Annotated in this window: 3 protein-coding genes and 1 pseudogene (1 of these 4 running past the window's edge); all 4 read right to left on the bottom strand. The window is 60.3% G+C overall.

Annotated elements, in window-relative coordinates; all coding sequences use genetic code 11:
- A pseudogene (locus tag F4Z81_05440) lies at positions 1-1,147 on the bottom strand (Ig-like domain-containing protein); it reaches 23 nt to the left of the window's first position.
- A 49-nt stretch (positions 1,148-1,196) separates the two neighbouring features.
- Entirely contained in the window at positions 1,197-1,577 is a 381-nt protein-coding gene (locus F4Z81_05435; protein ID MXW04495.1) for a DUF882 domain-containing protein, read from the bottom strand.
- Between the two features lie 103 nt (positions 1,578-1,680).
- Positions 1,681-1,890, bottom strand: a complete 210-nt coding sequence (locus F4Z81_05430) for a hypothetical protein (GenBank protein MXW04494.1) — start codon at positions 1,888-1,890, stop codon at positions 1,681-1,683.
- Positions 1,891-2,266: 376 nt separating this feature from the next.
- Positions 2,267-2,596, bottom strand: a complete 330-nt coding sequence (locus tag F4Z81_05425; protein ID MXW04493.1) for a hypothetical protein — start codon at positions 2,594-2,596, stop codon at positions 2,267-2,269.
- Positions 2,597-2,822: the final 226 nt, after the last annotated feature.

Here is a 2,822-nt window from a genome sequence, read left to right as displayed (position 1 = left end):
CCGAGGTGTCGCTGCTCGTCCAGGTAAAGGTCTTGCCCGTGATTACCACGTTGTTCGAATCATAGGCAGTAGCAGTGAACTGCTGCGTTTTACCCACCGCGATCGACGGCGTTTCCGGGGTCACGGTGACCCGGTGCACCACCGGGGGCGGAGGAGGAGGTGGTGGAGGGGGCTCGGTCACAGTCAATGTCGCCGTGCCGGAAACTCTGTTTACAGATGCTCTAATTGTCGTGGAACCTGTGTCCTTACCCGTAGCCAGACCTGAGGCGCTGACGGTAGCGACCAAGGTGTCGCTGCTCGTCCAGGTAAAGGTCTTGCCCGTGATCACCATGTTGTTCGAATCATAGGCGGTCGCTGAGAACTGCTGGGTCGCGCCCTCCTGAATCGACGGTGTTGTCGGGTTCACGATGACCCGGTTAACCACAGGTGGCGGTGGCGGAGGAGGATTCCGCACGGTGGCTGTAAAGTCCTGTGTGGCGGTCAGGCCGCCCGGGTCCCTGGCCGTGACGATGATCTTGCCCGTCGTGCCGGCGGCCACGGGCGCGATCGTGACGGTGCTTCCCGAGATGCTCACCGAGACGATCGACGTGTCCGGGTCGTTTACCGAATAGGTAAGGGCATCACCATCCGGATCGGAGAACTTGCCCGATACGCTTCGCGTGGCCGAGGAACCTCCCACCCGCAGCGTTACATTGGAGATGGACCCCACGGCCGTGGGCGCCCTGTTCGGCGGCGGGGCGTTCTCCACGGTGACATTGAAGTCCTGGGTGGCGGTGAGGCCGCCCGGATCCTCGGCCGTGACGACGATCTTGCCCGTCGTGCCGACCGCGACAGGTGCGACCGTGACCGTGCTTCCCGATATGCTCACCGTGGCGATCGACGGACTCGGGTTGTTCACAGAATAGGTGAGTGTGTCGTCATTGGGATCTGAAAAGTACGAAGAGGCGTTGACCGTCGCCGAGGAGCCTCCGACGTACAGCGTCCCGACGTCGATGTAGTCCACCGTTTCCGGCGCCTGGTTCTGCGGAGGCGCCGGGTCGAAGGGAGACCCTGGCACTGCCCCGCGCGCGGCCTGTCCCGGTCCGGTCGCGAGCAGTAGAAGAGTCAGTAGTACGCGAAACATGACATTTCCTTTCATGGTGTGCATCCGTTGGTGGATGAGTGTTTCCGGCCGGACCCTCGTCCGTTCCGGGTGGTCAATAGCTCCATATTGCCGGACGGGGTATGCCCGGCGCTTTGTCGAGATCGTCGAGGTGCACGTAGCGGCTTCGGAAATCTCCCCGCTGCCGGATGCCGATGCCGGTGAATCCGAACAGGAGCGCCATGCGGACGAGCCGGTGCGCCTTGTCGCCCGAGATTGCGATGTCCACGGCCCGCCCGGCCAGGTGCGCTGAACGCGGACGGCCCCCCACCTTCGCGTTGTGCGCCGGCGACCGGTACGCCGAGGTGATGATGAGCGGGAATCCGAGCTCCTGGCGCAGCAGCACAAGACGGAGCATGAAGCGCTCGTCCATCTCGTGCCTTCCGGTGTCCGGCGAGGAAAGGACCTGGTTCGGGAAATACGGCCATGATTTCATGTGCAAATCTCCTCGTCTTCCCTCCCTCGCGTCGAGGGGCGCAGACTTCGGGGAGGGAAGACTTTTGTGTACTGCGGTGAACGATACGATTGCCGATGCCCCATCATTCCTGCTCCCTGTGCCGGTCGAGCACGACCTCGTAGATCAGATCGATCTTGGCGGTCAGGTTCTCGATGTCCCGTTCGATCTTCGACAGGCGGACCTCGCGCATGGTCATGCGGTCGACAAAGGGAGCGATGAACTTGAAGATGAAAATCCAGAGTGCGGTCAGGACGCCGACGACGACGATCCAGACTGAGATGTTTTCGGGCATTTTGACTTTCTCCGGCTCATGCCTCGAGCCCGGTAGAGCGGTGAAAAGCGCGATGCAGCGGGCGAGCGCCCAGTCGCGTATCGCTTCCAGGCGCGCCGCCGGCCGTGTGTTCGAGCGAGTCGATTTTTCGGGAAAGGACATAAAAAATCCCCGTGCCGTAGGTGGATCAGAAGTGGCACGGGGACGCTTGAAGGTCCGCGGGGTGCGGGTCCGCTAGGGGACGCGAGGGTATTCTGATGCGGTTTTCAGTGACGCCCGCGCTCCTGGCACGGGCAGCATGACAGTACTATACGTGTGTATAGCATAACTGTCAAGCGGGTTTTTCAAAAAAACGCGATTTGCTTCCTTTTTTCTGTAATGGTCGCTAAAGCTCCTTTCATTGTGCCTGGTTGTTTGCCTTGCACCTGCGACACCGGATGCTCCAGGGGCGGGAGATGTACTTGCCCAGCATGCGGCCGCACTTCCAGCACCTCGGCTCGTAGTCCGTAACGGGGTCCGAAACCCTGGATTGGTCATCGGGGTTTTCGGCCTGATTCCCGCCGGATTCCGGTTCAACCGGGTGCTCGCACCCGTTCCCGCCTGGTGAAATAGCGGTTCCTTCGCGTTCCCGCCGGTTTCCGCACAACGGGCAGCTCCAGTAGGGACGATCGCCGGTCACGAGAAACATGGACTGGCCGCAGCACTGGGGAATGTTGGAGACGGTCATGAGAAAAGCCTTTCTCCGTCCTCCGGACGGCATAAACCATGCAGGAATGTTCGGATCCTGCACGGTTGAAAGTTATGAAATATGTACAAAACTAATGTTTAGTTAATGGCGGAATATGTCAATAGGTTTTTTGTTCCGACAGGGTCCGGGAAGATGGCGCAAATTACCCACATTAGCCCGTTGCCGGCGTGCCGCGAAAAACGAAAGTTATTGTAAACGTACGGGT

This window comes from Gemmatimonadota bacterium (genome assembly GCA_009835325.1).
Lineage (GTDB): Bacteria > JAAXHH01 > JAAXHH01 > JAAXHH01 > JAAXHH01 > JAAXHH01.
Note: the sequence above shows the minus strand (reverse complement) of the source record. Positions and strands in the feature narration are given on the sequence as shown.